This is a genomic window from Paenibacillus sp. FSL H7-0940, from assembly GCF_037979415.1.
GTDB classification, from domain to species: Bacteria; Bacillota; Bacilli; order Paenibacillales; family Paenibacillaceae; genus Paenibacillus; species Paenibacillus amylolyticus.
Map to the genome: position 1 here is coordinate 3,708,621 of NZ_CP150280.1, position 17,939 is coordinate 3,726,559.

The following is a 17,939-nucleotide window of genomic DNA, read 5'->3' on the forward strand; positions in this document are numbered from 1 at the left end:
ATCTAGCATATAAAATATCGAAACTAATTCTATCATTATAGCATAGTTCCGCCAACCATCGTTCAGCCAAAAAAGCCCTGAATTTTGAACAATTCAAGGCTGATATTCAGCGCGTTTATGCGTTATTCCATTCCTGCTCATACGTTTCTTCCTTGAATCCAACCGTCACCTTTTCTCCATCCGTAACGATCGGACGTTTGATCAGTCGACCATTGGAAGCCAGTAAACTAATCTGTTCATCAGCGGACATGCCTGGAAGCTTGTCCTTCAATTGTTGTTCTTTGTATACTTCCCCACTCGTATTAAAGAACTTTTTCACTTCCAGCCCGCTCTTTTGGATGAGTTCTGTTAGTTCAGATTCTGATGGCGGTGAGTCAAAAATAGGGATTAACTCCAGTTCATGTCCTTGAGCTTCAAGCCATTTTACAGCTTTGCGGCATGTGCCGCATTTGGCATATTGATATATTTTTAAGTTACTCATGTATGTGTTCCTCCTCTGCTCCGGTTTCGTGTGGCTCCGGTTTCGACTTCTCGCTTCCCTTGGTTTGCTTCGCAAATCCAAAAGTCGCTCCAAATCGATACCATCGCCATGTAATTTTACTGACTTTTGCGAATGAGATCAAAACACACATTCGCGATATTTTTTGGGTCAAAATCTTACAGCTTTTATTTCTTTAAAAGCTTCAAAAGATTTGAATTCTTGAAGTATTTAACATGAAATTGGTAAACATCAATACATTAAACCATAAAGATTAGCCTACGGCATACTGTTCGGGTGCATGAAGCATCCCTCACAAGGGTTAGCAAACAGCATTGAACCCCAAACAGGACGGGCCTTGCACAAGCTACGGCAAAGGGTTCATATCTTAGGGAAGTGCTCCGACGCTCTCTCTTAGAGCATCTCCCTTGGAGCTGCCTCATCATTCAAACGCTTCTCTAGCGCGGCCATATCTGCTGGAAAAGGAGCTTGAAACGTTATGCGTTCCTTTAGAATTGGATGTTCAAACGTCAATTCACAAGCGTGTAATGCCTGGCGTTCGATCCAGGTATCCCGTTCTTCTCGAACAGCCATGGTCTGCTCATCGATCTCATGCACAGGTAGTGTCTTGTACATTCGATCACCTATCAACGGGCATCCGATAGAAGTCATATGTACCCTGATTTGATGGGTTCTGCCACTTTCCAGCTTGAGACTTATCGCACTGGCGCTACCTTCTGCCCAACGTGTTACGGTCGTGTACAACGTTCTTGCAGCGTAACCATCAGGTGTTACGATTCGGCGGTGTGGCTCTTCAGGATCGCGGTCAATCGGGCCATCTACTGATCCCTGTTCCGGGACAGGGCTTCCGTGCACAAGTGCAATATATTTCTTATCCACCGTCCCTGCAATCATCTGTTCAGATACATGTTGATGCACATAAGGGTTCTTGGCTATTGCGAGCACACCTGACGTTTCCTGATCAAGTCGATGAATCGGTCTGAACCGGAAGCGCTCACCCTTAGATTTCCAATAATGAACAACGCCATTTGCCAAAGTACCCGTATAATGTCCATGCGTCGGATGAACGATGATGCCCGCATCCTTGTTGACAATAAGCAAGTGCTCATCTTCATACAGAACGGTAAAGGGAATAAGCTCAGGCAAAATATCATCCGATTCCTCTTGCTCCATCCGAACTTCAACGACATCACCCGCAGCTACCTTGACGCTAATGTACACGCGCTCTCCATTTAACATGACACCTTGTTCGGTCAGCTTAATTTTGGACAAAAGCTTACGCGACACCAGCAGCCGCCGCTGAAGCACGGTCTTCAGCAGCCAGCCATCTTCTTGTTCGGTCACCGTGTAGACAATCGGCGAATAATACTGGCTCATTCTTTGCGGCGGAAGACTTTTTTGCTCCGCACATATTCAATATCCGCCACCTGTTGTCTCGCGTTGGCCGTCCGTGCAACCACGAAGAAATAATCAGACAGTCGGTTTAGATACCGCCGTACAGACGGATTAATATCTGTATGTTGTCCGAGTGTTACCGTGCGACGCTCTGCGCGACGACATACAGTACGGCACACATGAAGAGCAGAAGAAAGCTGACTACCACCAGGAATAATGAACCGTTCCACTTTTGGATTCTCTGCATCATACTGGTCGATCCATTGTTCCAGACGTGTGACCATTTCATCTCTCACCTTATATTTGGTCTCACTAATCTTCACAAAGGCCAGATCCGACCCGCAATCAAACAGTTCCTGCTGAACTTCCAGCAGATGTTCACGCAGATCTTCAAATTCCCCTTGAGCAGAGTCAATAAGGCTGATCGCCTGGCCTACAAAACAGTTCAATTCATCAATCGTGCCATAAGCCTCAACTCGGTCATCATCCTTGATGACGCGTCCACCGATGACCGAAGTCTGTCCTTCGTCACCTGTTCGTGTATATATGCCCATCGTTATCCCTCCAATTGGTAATATAATAATGAATACGGGAATGCCATTTTTTCAGAAACCCGTCTATCGCTTTACACGTATATAAGAATTGGTGTGCTCTGCCGAGTATACGACAAATCAAAGGAAACCAAAAGTAAAGGAGACGATTATGCAAAACTGGATAACCGATTTCATGGAACAATACGGCTACATAGGCATTGCACTCATCATTGCTCTTGAGAACGTATTTCCCCCAATTCCATCCGAAATCATCTTGCCGTTTGGCGGATTCATGACCACCTATACCAGTCTCACTCTTCCAGGAGTTATTATCGCCGCAACTATTGGTTCTGTCTTTGGTGCTGTGATCCTGTATGGTATTGGTTTACTCATTGACGTCGAACGCCTTGAGAAAATTGTGGAACGCTGGGGACATGTTCTGCGCATCAAAAAAGAGGATATTCACCGTGTCGATGCATGGTTTGACAAATATGGCATGTGGACCGTATTATTCTGCCGAATGGTTCCCCTCGTTCGTAGTCTTATCTCCATTCCCGCAGGCATGTCCAATATGAAATTTGGTTTATTCCTTCTCTTCACAACCATTGGTACATTGATCTGGAATGTCATTCTAGTCTGCGTTGGTGCTGCGCTTGGCGCATCATGGGAGAGCATTTTGCACTTTATGGACGTCTATTCCATTGTAGTGTATGTCATTCTGGCCATCATTCTCATCGGATGTATCATATGGTGGATCAGACGTAGCAAAAAGCAGAAATAAAAAGAATAGCTTAATAAATAAAGCCTCCTCGCCACCAATTCGTGGTTAAGGAGGCTTCTTTATATCACCCGTTTATGTCATCTCACTATCGTTCATCTTCATTTCGCATGCCCTGACTTTTAAGATCGATAGCCAGACCAGATACCAGCAAGTACATCTTTTCAGCATGTATCTGCAGCATCCGATTAACCGAAGCCATTCTCGCTGTAAATATTCGTTCTTCCTCGGTAGGATGCAATGTGCCATGCATTTCATTGGTAATCACAAGCAACTTCCCCTGATAAGACAATAATGCATCAAGCAAAAGCTGTGTCTCTGAACGCTGATGATCCAGATCCTTTGTTGCCCTGAAACCGGCAGCCATCCAGGAGGTCAGACTGTCTACAATTACAATTCGCTGATCCGCCAAAAACAGATTGGATTCCCGATTAATCTGGGTGATCACCTCTGTCAGATGCTGACCGTTCCCGGCATGAATGGCACGATAATGAGCGGATGGCAATTCGGGAATAACGGGATCATGATCACCGGTGGATAAATATACACCCTCCCGGCTAATCCCGGCTGCGTACTTGAGGGCAAACCGGGTTTTACCACTACCTATGCCGCCTGTGACCGTAATCAGCAATCCGCTTCCCTCCTTCCATAGCCATTCTGAATTTTCTTTACTCTGTCAGCGCCTTCAGCACTTTTTTGGATTCTTCGACATTGGAAGATGACACTGGAATGGTGGCGAACAAATTGCTCGCAGCATATTCTACATCTTTAAACATTTTCATATCTTCAAGTGGAATGCCGTAAAGATGTGATTCTTGCTTGATGTCTGAACCTTCATCTCCTTCCCCCTTCTCTACCAATACTCCACCCTCAAATACACCCCGTTCAAACATCTTGGGATCAAAGGTATCATCCAGCGGAACATTGGAGCCATTACTTCCGTATTGTTTCATGTCGGACTCAGGCAAAATGAAAATATCATGTCCTCCAGCCGCATATTCTACCATAATTTTCTGAACATCATACATCGCACTGGTGATCACTTCCACCTTGGGTTCCTCACCCAGTTTCTGTTGCAGATTGGCCTGTAACTGTTCTGAGATTACAGATGGATTTCCTTGGTTATCAATGATGAAAATGGAAAAACCATCTTTACCTCCACAACCAGCAAGCAGAAAAACGATAGAAATGATTGCAGTAAGCCCCCAAAATCTCTTCATTCCAGTTCCCCCTTTAGTCTCCTATGTCCAATATATCACAATTGTTCCACGCAAAAAAATAACCTGGCTTATCGGAGGATCACCCTGCCTTTACACACAAAAAAAGAAGACCTTCTCAGGTCTCCCTTTCTAATTCGATTAATGAAACGTTTCAATCCAGCATAAACGTTATTTTGCTTTAATCGGGTTAGCCTTCATATATTCATTAATCTTTAAATCCAGCAAACTGCTGATTTCAATTACAATATCGGATGTGAATGATTTCTCTTCGAGGAAGATCTGTTCCATCTTGCGACGAAGCATATGAATTTCATCTTCCAAGGAAATGTCATGCAAAGATGCGTTATCGGGTTTCACCGACCATCGGTCGCCATGATCGCCTTCTGCCAGATAGTGCCCACGATTCGTCGGTAAATCATATTCAACACAAAACAAAGCTAACCCCTCCTTGGAAAAATGGTTTCCAAATTTATGAAAACTTATTTCAAATTGAAATTATATCACATTATTTTGTAAAAGAAAGTTATTTTTTTCCAATGATAAAAATGTAACTTTTGTAAAAAGATTCTACTTTAGTATTAACCCTCTTTTTGAAGTTTGTAAACAAAGTTTCCGATTCGTTCCAAAGCTTCATTTAATTGGGTTACAGAAGTAGCGTAAGAACAACGCAAGAAGCCTTCACCCTGAGGGCCAAAAACATTGCCCGGAACAGCAGCCACTTTATTCTCCGTTAACAATCGCTCAGCAAACAGGTCTGAACTCATACCCGTCTTTTGAATGCTCGGGAATGCATAGAATGCTCCCTGAGGTTCATGACAATCAAGTCCAATATCTCTGAAGCCCTGCACAATTAAACGTCTACGCTGATTATACGATTCTACCATCCGATCTTTCTCACCCAAACCATTTGTCAACGCCTCAAGTGCAGCAACCTGACCCATGGCCGGCGCACACATTACCGTATACTGATGGATTTTGAGCATGGCTGCAATAAGCTCAGGATGACCACACATGTAACCGATCCGCCAACCTGTCATTGCAAAAGCCTTCGAAAATCCGCTTACGAGAATGGTCCGCTCCTTCATGTCAGGGATAGCTGCAAAGCTAACATGTTTTTGCGTATACGTCAATTCAGCGTAAATTTCATCCGCGATCACAATCAGATCATGCTTTTTAATCACTTCAGCAATAGGCAGCCACTCTTCATACGTCATGATGGCTCCAGTGGGATTACTCGGATAACACAGAATAACCACTTTCGACTTCGGTGTGATACCAGCTTCAAGTGCTTCGGCCGTTAACTTGAACTGATCTTTCGCGTAGGTTTCAACACCAACTGGTATACCGCCACCGATAGAAGCGATTGGTGAATACGCCACGTACGAAGGTTCAGGAATGAGAATCTCGTCGCCAGGTACGATTAATGCGCGCAAAGCCAAGTCAATCGCTTCACTGCCACCCACGGTAACAATAATCTCATCCTTGGGATCGTATTTGGTATCAAACTGAGTATCCAGATATTCACTGATGGCTTCTCTCAACTTCGGCATACCTGCGTTGGATGTGTAGCTGGTCATACCTCTTTCCAGCGAGTATACACAAGCTTCACGCATATGCCAAGGGGTAACAAAATCAGGTTCACCCACACCCAATGTGATAATATCCTTGTTGTCTCCAACCAGATCAAAAAATTTACGAATTCCGGATGGAGGTATCTGCTGCACGAGGGGTGCCAGATAAGATGTCATTTTCTTGTTGTTCCCGGTTGTCTGTTCATTCACTATCATGACACATCTTCCTTTACGGCGAGATCATGAGACGGTTGTCTTCCTGATGGTCTTCAAAGATAATCCCGTCCTGCTTATATTTTTTGAGAATAAAATTCGTTTTGGTTGAAAGTACAGAGTCTATCGGAGACAGTTTCTCCGACACAAAATTAGCGACTTCACGCAGGTTGCCACCTTCTACTTCAACGAGCAGATCGTATGCACCGGACATGAGATATACGGACTTCACTTGCGGATAGAGATATATGCGTTCAGCAATCCCTTCAAAACCACGACCACGCTCCGGCGTGATCTGCACCTCAATCAGGGCCGTTACTTTCTCATCATCTATTTTGCTCCAGTTCACGACGGTTGCGTATTTCACGATGACGTGGTCTTGTTCTAGCTGTGCCACGGCGTTCTTGATCTTGTCTTCCGACTCCCCCAGCAGCGTCGACAGCAGTGCGGGAGTCCTTCTCGCGTCTTCTTTCAGCAGATCCAGAACTTTTAATTGCAGATCGTTCAAATCTTTCATGGTTTTCCCTCCAGCGTCATCCAGGTTCCTGAAAATGAATTAATACTTATATTACATGAATTTGACGTTGATGCATAGACAAAAGACCGCCTGCCCTGAATTCAGGCAAGCGGTGGTATGGTCCTGTAACGTTAGGTGCTTCAAACCTCTTTTGCAAAGGTTACATGTAATAAGGGTTACCGTAATTCGGTTGATGCTGAGGCACATTAGGAGCTTGGCTATATGAACTGTTCTGCGTATTCTTTTCCTGAATGAATTGCTGACACTTTTGTTGGGTCTGGTGGGCGGACTGAATTTGCTTGTCCACATCCTGACGAAGTGCCTTGGACGAGACAGAATACATGTTATTTTGCTGCATCAGATTGAACAGTTCCCCTTGTAATCTTAGGGTATCGTTCGTCAGGTCTGTGAACATTCGACGTGTCATGGGGCAGGAAGCTTCCGTTGTCGCAGTTGTATATTCGCGCGAGGTTCGTCTTAAATCTGCAAGAATCGACTTCAGCAGATCCTGCTCCTGCATAAAAGCGCCATTAGATGATAAAGATTGAGAATACATGCGTTTTCCTCCTATACAGTTAGAGTTGTCTTCAATTACTGACTTGCGCCGGTGCAAGAGACTGATGTTGCTGCAGTGCATTGACAAGCGTGTTCAGATGTTGTTCATGTGAGCGAACATAGTGAGTCAGAGCTTGTTGAATTTGTGGATTATGTGTGATGGAAGCTGTGGCTGCACACTGCTTAATCAGCAGTTCTTCATTGGTGATAGAGTCCGCAATGTAGTTCAATTCCTTGGGACTCAGCGCTTGCATAGTATGATTCTGCATGTTTCGATGGCCTCCTCGGCATAAAGTTTATGCGCAATTATTGTTAACCCGGTCACACAAAAGTATACAAATTTAAATTATAAAGGAGATGTTTCTAATGGATCTGGTCTATGGCACACCTTTCTGGCCCTCCACTTTCAATTCAACATTTAATTATTCTGCTCTGCAAGAAGACATCTCTTGTGACTGCCTCATCATTGGTGGGGGCATGGGGGGCGCATTGACATCTAAACTACTCACGGAACAGGGTGTTAACACTGTTGTGATTGATAAGCGAGACATTGCCAACGGCAGCAGTTCTGCCAATACAGGTCTTTTACAATACACCAATGACAAGACACTAACCTCATGTATCCACACTTTTGGTGAAGCAACAGGCGTACGTTTTTATGAGCTTTGTCGTGAAGCCATGAAACAACTTGCTCAAATTGCAGACAGCCTGGATACAGACCCTTGGTTTATTCCACGAACAAGTCTTTGTTTTGCGAGCAGTGAAGATGATGTGGCCCTATTGGAGGAAGAATATCAGACCTTGAAGCGTTATGGTTTTGAAGCTGAACTGTGGGATGCCGACAAAATAAGCCAGCATTTCCCCTTCAGCAAACCCGCTGCACTGTACACCATGGGAGATGCAGAAGTGAATCCCTATCGTTTTGTTCATGCCTTGTTTGAATCCGCCAATAAGCGCGGCGCTCGAATCTATGGTCAGACGGAGATGATACACTGTGAATACGATGAAGATAGTGTAGTCTGCCACACTGCCAACGGTAAAATCCGTGCCAAGAAAGTCATATTTGCTGCCGGTTACGAGACACAGGACATCAAAAAGGATCGCGGAGCCTATCTGAAAACGACCTACGCGATTGCTACCAAACCGTTGTCTGATCTTAGTGAATGGTTTGAAAACAGCATGATTTGGGAGACAGCTCGCCCATATTTGTATATGCGAACAACACCGGACGGAAGAATCATCGCAGGCGGTTTGGATGAAGAAACACCTCGAGAGGATCAACGTGAAATACGGTCAAAACACCGGGGAGACACACTCCTGGAAGAGGTCCGTTCCTATTTCCCTTTAGATGATCTTGAAGTCGATTATGCCTGGGGTGCCGTGTTTGGTAATACGAATGATGGACTCCCCCTGATCGGCACACATCCCGATTATCCGCATTCATATTTTGTAGAAGGATATGGAGGTAACGGAACCGTATACAGCATGATTGCTGCTTCCTTAATTGTGGATGCTATTACTGGCAAACAAAACCCTGATATGGATCTGTTCTCTCTCACACGTACAAGTAAACCATCTCCTGTATAACCAACAACTGAATCAATACAACTACAAATAGGGTACAGCACACGGAAAGTTCTCTTTTCCCGCCGCTGTACCCTGTTTATATATTGTGAAGCCTGCTAAGCCGAGGGCTCTTGCCCTTCCGTTCGGTTCAATAACTTGCGCATAAAGAGCCATCCAATTAGCGGAGAAGCACCGAGGACAATAATAAGCCAGGTTAACATGCGTAGAGACGGAGCATTTAAGACCGTCACAATAAATATGGCCAATCCACATAGTCTGCCAAGCATCAGGCATAACTCTCTCAAAACGACAAGTTCAACCCTTTTCTCCACATTTTCACCACTTGTGCCCATCATGTCGAATCCCGCTGATATCATCGGTAATACATATAACGGCATCGCAACAGCACTCCCAATCCCCATGATTAACAGCGTACCATAGGTCACTTTCCAGAGAAGAGGAAGAAGCACAACGAGCAGAATGAGGGCTCCAATGAACATGCCTTTTGATCTATACTGTGGTTTGAACCATTTCCCGGCTGCCCAATAACTTACTAGTGCCACAGCAGAAGTGATGAGTGAGAACTGCCCCAATTTGTACTCCTGTGCGGTAGCCAAATATACAAGCAGTGCAATCAGGAAGGCAAAGACACCTTCACGTGCACCCTGAGCGAATAAACCCAAGCCTAAGGTCCTCCAGGGACTATCCCGCTTGGATAGCTGTATCCAAGGTTCCGACCAGCGGTATGTACCGCTCACCTTTCTTTTTTTCAGAAAAAAACTAAAAACTACTGCTATGACATAAATAACGAGTGATACCGTGAAGATGAGCCGATATCCTGTGTTGTCTGTCATTCGAGTAATAATCAGACCGGAGAACCATGGACCTATAATTCCTGTCATCGAACCAAGTAACCCGACCCAGCCATTGAATAGATCCCTGTTTTCCCGATCCGTTATTTCAAAATACACAACATTAAATGCAATCCAGAATAACCCCAAGGAACAACCTAGTAGCATACCCAGAGGCCATATCCAGTCTACAGCTTTGGACCCAGCCCAGAGGACTATCATATAAAATATGCCGGACAGCGCAGTACCTAGTCGTAGTGCACTCATTTTATTGTGTTCCTTGACCCATTTGCCAGCAAGCCAGAATGTCAGTCCAATGGCCAGTTGCTGGCTGAGAGTGAACCACCCCAACATGGCATAATCCGGACGGCTTTTCCACAGAAACACATTCAAAAAGGTTCCCGACAGCGCTCCGGCTAACGCAAACAATCCATTCACGCCCAAAAGCAGAATGGATTGTCGGCCTAAAGTAATCTTCATCTGCTCCTCCTTCATCCACCTGAAGTGAACTATGTACAGGTAGGTCTTAGGGTTAACGTGCCCCAAGCAAGAGGAAAACATGATGAATCTTCAGGATTGCTATGAAATTGGTTAGAATCTCCGAAATGTTTATCCCTGCGTACTCAGGTTCTTGATCAGACGCAGACGATCTTCCTCAGACAGACTGTATTGAACTTGGAAACATCCAGAGCATACATAGGTCAATACTTTAAACGGTGATGCCAATAGTGACCCTTCGCCTGAAGCTGCGTTAGCAACTGGTGTGAAGTTATCCTGCGTTGCAGCTTGTGTACCTGCGAGAATCATGAATTCCCGGCAATTCGGGCACTCTGGTACTTCTTCCTGATGATCAAGTTGCTTCTGTACACCTTGTTCATACTGAATGAGATCATTACCTTCATCCGCGTATTTGGTTAACGTTCGCAACTCCGGCAATTTGAGTTCGACTTCATCCCCCCACAGATCTGAAAGATCCGTAGTCTGTTTCTCGTTCGTTACATCGTCTACATCATAGATGTCGTCCTCAGCTTCATCGTTCTCTTCATCATCGATGTTAATGTTGAGTGTACGGTATCCTTTTAACTCATTGTGACAATAAGGACACTCTTCTTCAGGACCGAGTTCCTCATCCCATACAATCTCCGTCTGACACCAAGGGCATACTGTTGTTTCCATATTGATCAACCTTTCTCTTTCATATAATCATGTATTCATTACATAGATGACACCGATGGCAAAAAACACGATCGATGCCGCAAACAGAATCCGTATCAATATCTTCATGACTGGTCCCCCTAGATAATGCTCGCGCCAATAACAAACGACAGCGAGACTGAAATAATCATGGATATCAATCCGACAGCTCGGTTATCCGATTCGATCTCCTTATCAATGGAGAACACGGGTGTCAGGAATTCGAACAAAAAGTAGGCAATGAGCAGAAGGATAAACCCTACGAATGACCATGTCATGGCTTCATATACCGAAGATTTCGCTTGTATGCAGAACCGCAATACGTTGCAGATCCCGAAGATCTTACCTCCTGTAGCCATCGCAACGGCCACATTGCCCTTCTTGATCTCCGTCCAGCATTTATACTTGGTCACCAGTTCGAAGCAAGCCAGAAATACGAGCAGCTCCATAATCGCTACCGAGAAAAAACCGAGTACCATCCCCAAGGGATGAGACAGCAATTGGTCAATGCTTTCTATCACGCACCGTTCCCCTCTCCCCATCTGCGACCTTCATGAATAAGGTCGCAGAATATCATTGATTCATGGACCGGCTATTCCAATTCTGCGACGGTCACACCGTTCCCGCCTTCTCCGTAATTGCCCAGCCGGTAGCTTTTAATATGTTTATGCTTACGCAGGTAATCCTGAATACCGGAACGTAAAATTCCTGTACCTTTACCGTGAATAATATAAACTTGGCCCAGGTTGGCAAGGAAAGCTTCATCAATGAACCGGTCTGTCTCCATCAGGGCTTCTTCCAGGTTGGTACCACGCAGATCCAATTCACTTTTCACATTGTCATCACGTGTGCGCTTCATACCCGTTACCGGTTTTTGCTTTGGTTTGGCTGCGGGAGCCGATTGCTGCAGTTCCAGGTCATCCAGGGATACTTTCATTTTCATAATCCCCAGTTGTACCATAGCGTCTTTGCTGCCCGCCATCTCTACAACATGGCCTTTTTGATTCAAACTGTAGACAAGCACTTCATCACCAGGACCGATAGCACGAGTCTTCGGCGCTGTTGCCGTCTTCTTGACCGTTTTTCTGCGTTTCTCAGGTTCTGCCTCGTCCAGCTGTTTGCGGGCAGCAATGAGTTTGTGCTCCTTCACGGAAGCACCTTCTTCCATAGCCAACAGGCGAAGATCGGCTATAATCTTCTCCGCTTCCGCGCGAGCCTTGTCCACAATGCTGCGTGCATCTTCTTCTGCTTTTTCAATCCGGCGATCACGCTGCTGTTCCAGCTTCTCCAGTTCGGTCTGATGACGACTGCGTAATTTCTCCATATCCTGGCGCAAGCTCTCTGCCTTCTCACGCTCTTGTTCAGCCGTAAGACGGTTCTCTTCAAGAGAAGCAATCATGTGTTCAATCCGTTGATCCTCTTCCTTCACTTCGCCACGGGCGTAGTCGAGAATGTAACCCGGCAGTCCCAGTCGCTCTGCAATGGCAAATGCATTACTTCGTCCAGGTACACCCACCAGAAGGCGATAGGTTGGACTCAGTGTGTTGATATCAAATTCCATACTGGCATTAATGACACCTTTACGCTCATATGCGTATGCTTTCAGTTCACTGTAGTGAGTGGTTGCAACCATGCGACATCCCGTCCGGTGCATATGCTCCAGCATGGAGATCGCCAGTGCGGAACCTTCAGCCGGATCTGTCCCTGCGCCAAGTTCATCGAGTAATACCAAACTTTTTGGTGTCATGTTTTTCAGAATACGAATGATGTTGGTCATATGACTGGAGAAAGTACTCAGATTCTGCTCGATACTCTGCTCGTCCCCAATGTCTGCATAGATCGCATCAAATACACATAACTGACTGCCATCCTCAGCCGGAACAAATAAACCGGACATGGCCATCAGGCTCAGCAATCCAATTGTTTTGAGCGTTACCGTTTTACCACCTGTATTGGGACCTGTCACGATAATGGATGTGTAATCATTGCCCAACTCTATGTCGATTGGAACCACGTTTTCAATTGGAATCAGTGGATGACGGCCTTTCTTGAGCTTCAGGAACCCGCGGTCATTCATGCGAGGCAATGTTGCTTTCAGTTGACGAGCCAGACGTGCTTTGGAAAAGATAAAATCAAGTGATCCCAGCAAGTCGACATCATACAACAGCCACTCTCCCTGCTCACTGACAAGTGCCGTCAATTTCTGCAAAATAATTTCTATTTCGCGTTCTTCCCGAATCCGGGTCTCGCGTAATTTGTTGTTCATTGCAACAATGGATTCCGGCTCAATGAACAATGTCGCACCCGAACCGGATTGATCGTGCACAATCCCGCCAAAGTACGAACGATATTCAGCTTTCACCGGGATCACAAAACGGTCTCCTCTGATGGTGATGAGCTGATCCTGAAGCATCTTGGATACGGTAGAGGATCGAATCATGGAATCCAGTTTTTCGCGAATCCGTGCTTCTCCTCCTCGCAGCTCACGACGAATCTGCGCCAACGTTACGCTTGCACTGTCAGCAACCTCTGCATTATCGTCAATACAGATTTTGATGGCATCCTCAAGCGTTTTTTGCTCTGACAGTTGATCACTGATATAGAACAATGATTCGATGGGCTCATCTTCATGCAAAGTACCAATCTGACGTTTCAATCGCCGCGCCGCAAAGGTTGTATTGGATATTCCCAAAAGTTCGTGAGGGTTAAGTGTGCCTCCAATTTCAGCACGTTTGATGGAAGCCGTAATATCTACAATTCCCCCAAACGACGGTGAGCCTTTCAAGCGATCAAATGTGAAGGCTTCATCAGTTTGCTGCAGCAACCGCTTCACTTCTTCAAGTTCACTGCTTGGTTCAAGTTGCTCCGCTTTCTTTTTTCCCATGGTCGTCTGGGCAAAGCTAAGCAATGTATTTAAAATTTTGCGATATTCCAGTGTGTGTAAAATTTTCGTGTCCAAGTGTACAACTCCTTCCAAACTATATCTGTATTATAACGAAAGAAACTTTCTTACGCTATTTAACGAATCCTTCCACACATAACTTCAACCCTAACACCACAAACTACAGGTGTCAGGATTGTGCAACCTCTCCATCCCCTTGGAGTTGACCTGCTCAGTTCAATCCGAATAAAAGGAGGTAAACACCATGAATTTCCTGGGACATGTCGTGCGATTTGTCATCGCTGCAATTGTATTAATGGTGGTCAGCTGGATCGTTCCCGGATTCGCCGTTGGTGGCTTCTGGAGCGCTCTGTTGCTTGCTCTTGTCATTGCCCTGCTCGGCTGGATCGTTGAAGGTATCTTCGGCAAAAGGGTCAACCCGTTTGGTCGCGGTATTGTCGGATTTATCGTTAGCGCACTGGTGATTTGGCTTGGTCAATATGTTGTAGATCATGTTGAAGTCAGCCTGCTCGGTGCCATTCTCGCTGCGCTGGTTATCGGGATTATCGATCTCTTCATCCCGGTTTCCACCCCTTTTGATGCCGGACGAAGCTCCAAAAGTTAATCTCCACTTCACCCTAACGTCCCCATGTATTCTCCTAAACCTCTGAAGGCCCTGTGCCGGAAGGGGTTTATTTCATTCGGGCAGTACACACGCTCTGCCGTACACGTACAATTTTCAAAAAAACGACATACGCAGCGTGTACAGGCATCCACATATTGCGGTATGATGACTGGAGCAATCATTCAAATTTTATCCATATCACGCTTTAAGGAGGCACATGATGAAGAAAGGCATAACATGGCTTGCTGCCTGTATGTTAATTCTGGTCCTCACTGCATGTGGAGGAGCAAAACAGTCCGCAGAATCTGGCAGCAATGGATCCGATGCTGATGCTGGAGTTACAGCCAGTGAAGAATTGGTCATCAAGGCGAGTAACTATGAATTCGATCAACCTGAGTACCATCTTAAAAAAGGCGTTCCCGTTAACATTGTTTATAAAAATGAAAACGGAAATCACGGTATCCTTGTGCCTGAGCTGAATCTTCAACTGGATACCAGAAATAGCTCCAAAGTCATAACCCCGGACAAAGTTGGTGAGTTTGAAATGTCCTGTTCTGTCTTCTGTGGTTCAGGACACAGCAGCATGATCTCCAAAATTATCGTTGAAGAATAGTATTCAAGACAAGGAGCCCCCGCAGCGACGGGAGCTCCTTCTTTAGTATAACAAATTGTACCAGAGTACGTTGCCCACGAGCCAGTTCTGCTGCATTCATTCCGCTAGGTCTGGTCCTGTTCAATCAATTCAATCCATTCGTTATATTCCGTCTGCAATTTCGTATATTCATCATGCAACTGACGATATTCCGTGTTCAGCTGCTCTGCCTTCTCCTGCTCCATTTCACGTTCAACCTGTAACAAACGTAATTGATTGGCCGCTAGTTCGTAACGCTCCCCCATCTCAAGCAGTTCAGTTTCCATGATCTCTTTCTCTTGGGTCGCTTCTGCACGTAACTTGTCCAGCTGCTGTCGTTCTTGCTCCAGTCCCTCCAGCAACTCACTACTTGCCGCACTTTCTCTCTTCCAAACCGTTAGTTCATTCTCAAGTGCAGCCCAGCGTTCCTGCCAGGATTGTTCCTGAGCCGCCCATTCATCTGCACGGCGTTGCCATACCTGGTCGTTCTGCTCTGCTTGTTCAACGCTTGAGCGAAGTTCTTCTTCACGTCTTGTCAACTGCTCCAGACGGGATGCCAACTCGGTCTGTTTGGCTGACAGTTCTTCGTGTTTGATCTGCCATTCCAACGCTTCTTCCTCAGTCTGGGCTAGCCGGCTCTCTTGCTCCGAGTAGCGCTCGGAAAGTTTAGCTGAAGACTGTCTCGCTTCTTCAAGTGCGCTCACAATCTCTTGTTTCTCCTTGCTCAATTCATCAAGCTTGGAACTGTAATTCTCTTCCCGTTGTAATGCATCACTGTAATCATTACGGATTTGTTTATAGTTATCCTGAAGTCGGTTCAGCTCTTCCCGAACAACATTTAGCTCAACTTCAAGCTGATTGCGTTTCTCTTCCAAAAGCTCTGCATCCTTCTGGTATTGCACAGCCTCTTCATGGTTGAAACGAGACTCTTCCTTCACCACGGACAATTCATCATGAAGGGATTGCACACCAGACTCCAACGTTTCATTTTGTTCAGCAACTTCAAGAATCTGATTCTCCAGGTCTCCGATCTCAGCCAATCGCTGCTCAGCAAGATCCTTCAAGGACTGCTCACGTTCCGTAAGCGTGCCGATCTCATTCTGCAATGTACGCACCGCAGCATGAGCCTGTTCAAGCACTTTTTGCAGTCTGCGCTGTTCCTCTTCCGACTTCACTTCAGCCTCACGAAGCTTTTGGGCTTCCTGTTCAAGCTGTGCATGTTGCTCCTGAAGTTTGCGTAGCTGCGCTGCGAGAGAGGTTTCTCTATCCACAGTTTCATTATACTTCTGCTTCCATTGTTCCTGTAGATCACGGGATTGCTGGGCAGCCTGTTCCGTTTCACGCAGAAGCTCCTGCAACTGGGAACGGTCCTCTTTCAACTGCTCCAGTTGTTGCTCCAGTTCCGTAATTCGGCGAGTCTGAACTTCCTGTTCCTGTTTACGGACCCCATGCTCATGACGTAACGATTCCAATTGACCACGCTCGTGCTGAAGCTGCTGTTCTTGCTCTGCAACCAAGTCCTGTGCACTAATGAGCTGGGTCATTACTTCTTCTAATTGTTCTTCGACATCTAATAGTCGAGCCTCCGCCTGTTTACGTTGTTCCTCAAGTTGCTGCTTGAGCTTGCCCTGTTCTTCTTGCAAGAAGGCCTCTGCCGCCGCTTCGGCTTCTTTCGCCTGGGACGCTGCTGCTTCCTTGGCTTGCTGCAATTGTTCCTCGAGGGCTGCTTCTTTTTCCATCCATTCGAGTTCCAACTGCTCGGATAACGCCTTGAACTCCGCATTCAACTGATTTATCTCAGTCAGGCGCTTCTGCTCCGCTTGTTCCTGCAAGTCAGCCCGTTCCTGATTCGCCTGATCCGTGAGCTCTTGTGTCTGTTGCAGGGCTTTTTCTTCAGCCTGTTGAAGACGAAGTTCCATCTGTTGCTGAAGTTCGTTATATTGCAGCGCTGCCTCTTCCTGAGCTTTCTTCAGATTGCTCTCTGCCTGCTCCAACTCGGACAAAATGGCCGACTCGGCTTCTTCCTTGGCTGTCTGAACCTGCTGCGCAGCCTTGGCTTCAATCTGTTGACGTTCTGCAACGGCACGGCTTTCGGCTTCTTTTAATTGAGCTGCAGTCTTGTCCTGCAACTCTTTATATTGCGCCGCAGCTTTGGCCTGCACCTGCTGCAATTCGGCTGCAGAACGGTTCTGAGCTTCTTTGAGCTGGGAAGCAGCCTGTGCCTGTGCATTTTTAAGCTGGTTAGCCGCTTTCTCTTCCATTTCCTTCAGCTGTTTCGTTCCCTTGGATTCTGCTTCCTTCAGTTGTGCTGTCGCTTGGGCCTGCAATTTCTGCACTCGCTCCGTTGCTTGAGCGCGTTCTTGCTCCAGCAGCTTATTCAACTTGGCTATCTCTGAATTTTTGTCCGATTCGGACTTTTGCAACGCCTGCTCTGCTTCAATCTTCAGCTGTTGCAAATCAGCAAGAGCCTGGTCACGCCTTTCCAATTCTTGTTGATGTTCATTTTGTATGGCGTTTAACCGATTCAATTCGTTTCTCAGTTCTGTACGTTCTCCAGTGAGCATCTTCAGTTCATTACGGATTTCCTGAGTCTGAAGAGACTGTTCAGCCATATGTACAGCCGCCAGTACCGCAATACGCGGAGTATCCAGACGGGAATTTTGCTTGGAGATCGCGCCCATACGCTCATCTACCAGGTTAGCTACTTGTTTCATATAGTCGGCACTGCTGCCAACCAGTTTATAGGAAGTCCCGTAGATCTCTACGGTGACGCGTGTACGATCAGGTGTAGTCACAGTTGTGCCCTCCTTCAAGTCTGTATGTTGATTCTAAGCTGTAATCACAAAAAAGTCACATCGATCCTCTAATGCTAAGGATTCGATGTGACTTCAAACAATTCCTGCTAATCTT

19 protein-coding genes are annotated in these 17,939 nt (G+C 46.0%); 4 read left to right on the plus strand and 15 right to left on the minus strand.

Annotation, left to right across the window (positions count from 1 at the left end; genetic code table 11):
* Positions 1-115 precede the first annotated feature (115 nt).
* The 3 genes from MHB71_RS16245 to MHB71_RS16255 form a co-directional block, all read right to left on the minus strand.
* Positions 116-481 carry an arsenate reductase family protein gene (locus tag MHB71_RS16245; protein WP_340026921.1) on the minus strand — a complete coding sequence of 122 codons (366 nt, stop codon included), beginning with the start codon at positions 479-481 and terminating at the stop codon, positions 116-118.
* A 411-nt stretch (positions 482-892) separates the two neighbouring features.
* Complete coding sequence (locus MHB71_RS16250; protein WP_340026922.1) at positions 893-1,876, minus strand: RluA family pseudouridine synthase; 984 nt, start codon at positions 1,874-1,876, stop codon at positions 893-895.
* Entirely contained in the window at positions 1,873-2,448 is a 576-nt protein-coding gene (locus MHB71_RS16255; protein ID WP_036610088.1) for a cob(I)yrinic acid a,c-diamide adenosyltransferase, read from the minus strand. Before MHB71_RS16255 ends, MHB71_RS16250 begins: the two co-directional genes overlap by 4 nt.
* Before the next feature lie 148 nt (positions 2,449-2,596).
* Here MHB71_RS16255 and MHB71_RS16260 point away from each other — a divergent pair, with 148 nt between their 5' ends.
* Positions 2,597-3,208, plus strand: coding sequence for a DedA family protein (locus tag MHB71_RS16260; RefSeq protein WP_036610090.1), 612 nt, complete (start codon positions 2,597-2,599; stop codon positions 3,206-3,208).
* Positions 3,209-3,293: 85 nt separating this feature from the next.
* Here MHB71_RS16260 and MHB71_RS16265 read toward each other — a convergent pair whose 3' ends face one another.
* The 7 genes from MHB71_RS16265 to MHB71_RS16295 all read right to left on the minus strand — a co-directional run bounded on the left by MHB71_RS16265 (position 3,294) and on the right by MHB71_RS16295 (position 7,550).
* Positions 3,294-3,836, minus strand: a complete 543-nt coding sequence (locus tag MHB71_RS16265; RefSeq protein ID WP_036610092.1) for a bifunctional adenosylcobinamide kinase/adenosylcobinamide-phosphate guanylyltransferase — start codon at positions 3,834-3,836, stop codon at positions 3,294-3,296.
* Positions 3,837-3,873: 37 nt separating this feature from the next.
* A complete protein-coding gene (locus tag MHB71_RS16270) occupies positions 3,874-4,425 on the minus strand; it encodes a hypothetical protein (RefSeq protein ID WP_307414228.1) in 552 nt (183 codons plus the stop codon).
* A gap of 168 nt (positions 4,426-4,593) precedes the next feature.
* Positions 4,594-4,860: an aspartyl-phosphate phosphatase Spo0E family protein gene (locus MHB71_RS16275; RefSeq protein ID WP_017689627.1), complete on the minus strand. Its 267-nt coding sequence runs from the start codon at positions 4,858-4,860 to the stop codon at positions 4,594-4,596.
* A 143-nt stretch (positions 4,861-5,003) separates the two neighbouring features.
* On the minus strand, positions 5,004-6,212 hold the full coding sequence (locus tag MHB71_RS16280; protein WP_036610094.1) for an aminotransferase class I/II-fold pyridoxal phosphate-dependent enzyme: 1,209 nt from the start codon (positions 6,210-6,212) through the stop codon (positions 5,004-5,006).
* A gap of 13 nt (positions 6,213-6,225) precedes the next feature.
* Complete coding sequence (locus MHB71_RS16285) at positions 6,226-6,726, minus strand: Lrp/AsnC family transcriptional regulator (protein ID WP_024628343.1); 501 nt, start codon at positions 6,724-6,726, stop codon at positions 6,226-6,228.
* A gap of 160 nt (positions 6,727-6,886) precedes the next feature.
* Positions 6,887-7,282 carry a spore coat protein gene (locus tag MHB71_RS16290; RefSeq protein WP_062833450.1) on the minus strand — a complete coding sequence of 132 codons (396 nt, stop codon included), beginning with the start codon at positions 7,280-7,282 and terminating at the stop codon, positions 6,887-6,889.
* A gap of 31 nt (positions 7,283-7,313) precedes the next feature.
* On the minus strand, positions 7,314-7,550 hold the full coding sequence (locus MHB71_RS16295) for a hypothetical protein (protein ID WP_211081151.1): 237 nt from the start codon (positions 7,548-7,550) through the stop codon (positions 7,314-7,316).
* A gap of 97 nt (positions 7,551-7,647) precedes the next feature.
* Here MHB71_RS16295 and MHB71_RS16300 point away from each other — a divergent pair, with 97 nt between their 5' ends.
* Complete coding sequence (locus tag MHB71_RS16300; protein WP_340026923.1) at positions 7,648-8,868, plus strand: FAD-dependent oxidoreductase; 1,221 nt, start codon at positions 7,648-7,650, stop codon at positions 8,866-8,868.
* 95 nt (positions 8,869-8,963) lie between these two features.
* Here MHB71_RS16300 and MHB71_RS16305 read toward each other — a convergent pair whose 3' ends face one another.
* The 4 genes from MHB71_RS16305 to MHB71_RS16320 all read right to left on the minus strand — a co-directional run bounded on the left by MHB71_RS16305 (position 8,964) and on the right by MHB71_RS16320 (position 13,851).
* Entirely contained in the window at positions 8,964-10,178 is a 1,215-nt protein-coding gene (locus tag MHB71_RS16305; protein ID WP_340026924.1) for an MFS transporter, read from the minus strand.
* Between the two features lie 129 nt (positions 10,179-10,307).
* The gene (locus tag MHB71_RS16310; RefSeq protein WP_340026925.1) at positions 10,308-10,874 is read right to left on the minus strand and encodes a hypothetical protein; all 567 of its coding nucleotides are present in this window, start codon (positions 10,872-10,874) and stop codon (positions 10,308-10,310) included.
* A 119-nt stretch (positions 10,875-10,993) separates the two neighbouring features.
* A complete protein-coding gene (locus tag MHB71_RS16315; RefSeq protein ID WP_036610109.1) occupies positions 10,994-11,413 on the minus strand; it encodes a DUF350 domain-containing protein in 420 nt (139 codons plus the stop codon).
* 71 nt (positions 11,414-11,484) lie between these two features.
* Positions 11,485-13,851 (minus strand): endonuclease MutS2, encoded by a 2,367-nt coding sequence (locus tag MHB71_RS16320; protein WP_340026927.1) that lies wholly within the window; start codon positions 13,849-13,851, stop codon positions 11,485-11,487.
* Positions 13,852-14,038: 187 nt separating this feature from the next.
* Here MHB71_RS16320 and MHB71_RS16325 point away from each other — a divergent pair, with 187 nt between their 5' ends.
* Positions 14,039-14,398, plus strand: a complete 360-nt coding sequence (locus MHB71_RS16325) for a phage holin family protein (RefSeq protein ID WP_036610114.1) — start codon at positions 14,039-14,041, stop codon at positions 14,396-14,398.
* 220 nt (positions 14,399-14,618) lie between these two features.
* Positions 14,619-15,011, plus strand: coding sequence for a cytochrome c oxidase subunit II (locus MHB71_RS16330; RefSeq protein WP_036669784.1), 393 nt, complete (start codon positions 14,619-14,621; stop codon positions 15,009-15,011).
* A gap of 104 nt (positions 15,012-15,115) precedes the next feature.
* Here the strand turns inward: MHB71_RS16330 and MHB71_RS16335 are convergent, their stop codons facing one another.
* Positions 15,116-17,824 carry a hypothetical protein gene (locus MHB71_RS16335; protein WP_340026928.1) on the minus strand — a complete coding sequence of 903 codons (2,709 nt, stop codon included), beginning with the start codon at positions 17,822-17,824 and terminating at the stop codon, positions 15,116-15,118.
* Positions 17,825-17,939 lie beyond the last annotated feature (115 nt).

What these genes read in the sequence shown, in the direction of transcription:
- MHB71_RS16260 (WP_036610090.1), top strand. Translation starts at nt 2,597, where the DNA reads ATGCAAAACTGGATAACCGATTTCATGGAACAATACGGCTACATAGGC.
- MHB71_RS16305 (WP_340026924.1), bottom strand. Translation starts at nt 10,178, where the DNA reads ATGAAGATTACTTTAGGCCGACAATCCATTCTGCTTTTGGGCGTGAAT.
- MHB71_RS16330 (WP_036669784.1), top strand. Translation starts at nt 14,619, where the DNA reads ATGAAGAAAGGCATAACATGGCTTGCTGCCTGTATGTTAATTCTGGTC.
- MHB71_RS16285 (WP_024628343.1), bottom strand. Translation starts at nt 6,726, where the DNA reads ATGAAAGATTTGAACGATCTGCAATTAAAAGTTCTGGATCTGCTGAAA.
- MHB71_RS16245 (WP_340026921.1), bottom strand. Translation starts at nt 481, where the DNA reads ATGAGTAACTTAAAAATATATCAATATGCCAAATGCGGCACATGCCGC.
- MHB71_RS16255 (WP_036610088.1), bottom strand. Translation starts at nt 2,448, where the DNA reads ATGGGCATATATACACGAACAGGTGACGAAGGACAGACTTCGGTCATC.
- MHB71_RS16280 (WP_036610094.1), bottom strand. Translation starts at nt 6,212, where the DNA reads ATGATAGTGAATGAACAGACAACCGGGAACAACAAGAAAATGACATCT.
- MHB71_RS16290 (WP_062833450.1), bottom strand. Translation starts at nt 7,282, where the DNA reads ATGTATTCTCAATCTTTATCATCTAATGGCGCTTTTATGCAGGAGCAG.
- MHB71_RS16295 (WP_211081151.1), bottom strand. Translation starts at nt 7,550, where the DNA reads ATGCAGAATCATACTATGCAAGCGCTGAGTCCCAAGGAATTGAACTAC.
- MHB71_RS16325 (WP_036610114.1), top strand. Translation starts at nt 14,039, where the DNA reads ATGAATTTCCTGGGACATGTCGTGCGATTTGTCATCGCTGCAATTGTA.
- MHB71_RS16310 (WP_340026925.1), bottom strand. Translation starts at nt 10,874, where the DNA reads ATGGAAACAACAGTATGCCCTTGGTGTCAGACGGAGATTGTATGGGAT.
- MHB71_RS16250 (WP_340026922.1), bottom strand. Translation starts at nt 1,876, where the DNA reads ATGAGCCAGTATTATTCGCCGATTGTCTACACGGTGACCGAACAAGAA.
- MHB71_RS16300 (WP_340026923.1), top strand. Translation starts at nt 7,648, where the DNA reads ATGGATCTGGTCTATGGCACACCTTTCTGGCCCTCCACTTTCAATTCA.
- MHB71_RS16270 (WP_307414228.1), bottom strand. Translation starts at nt 4,425, where the DNA reads ATGAAGAGATTTTGGGGGCTTACTGCAATCATTTCTATCGTTTTTCTG.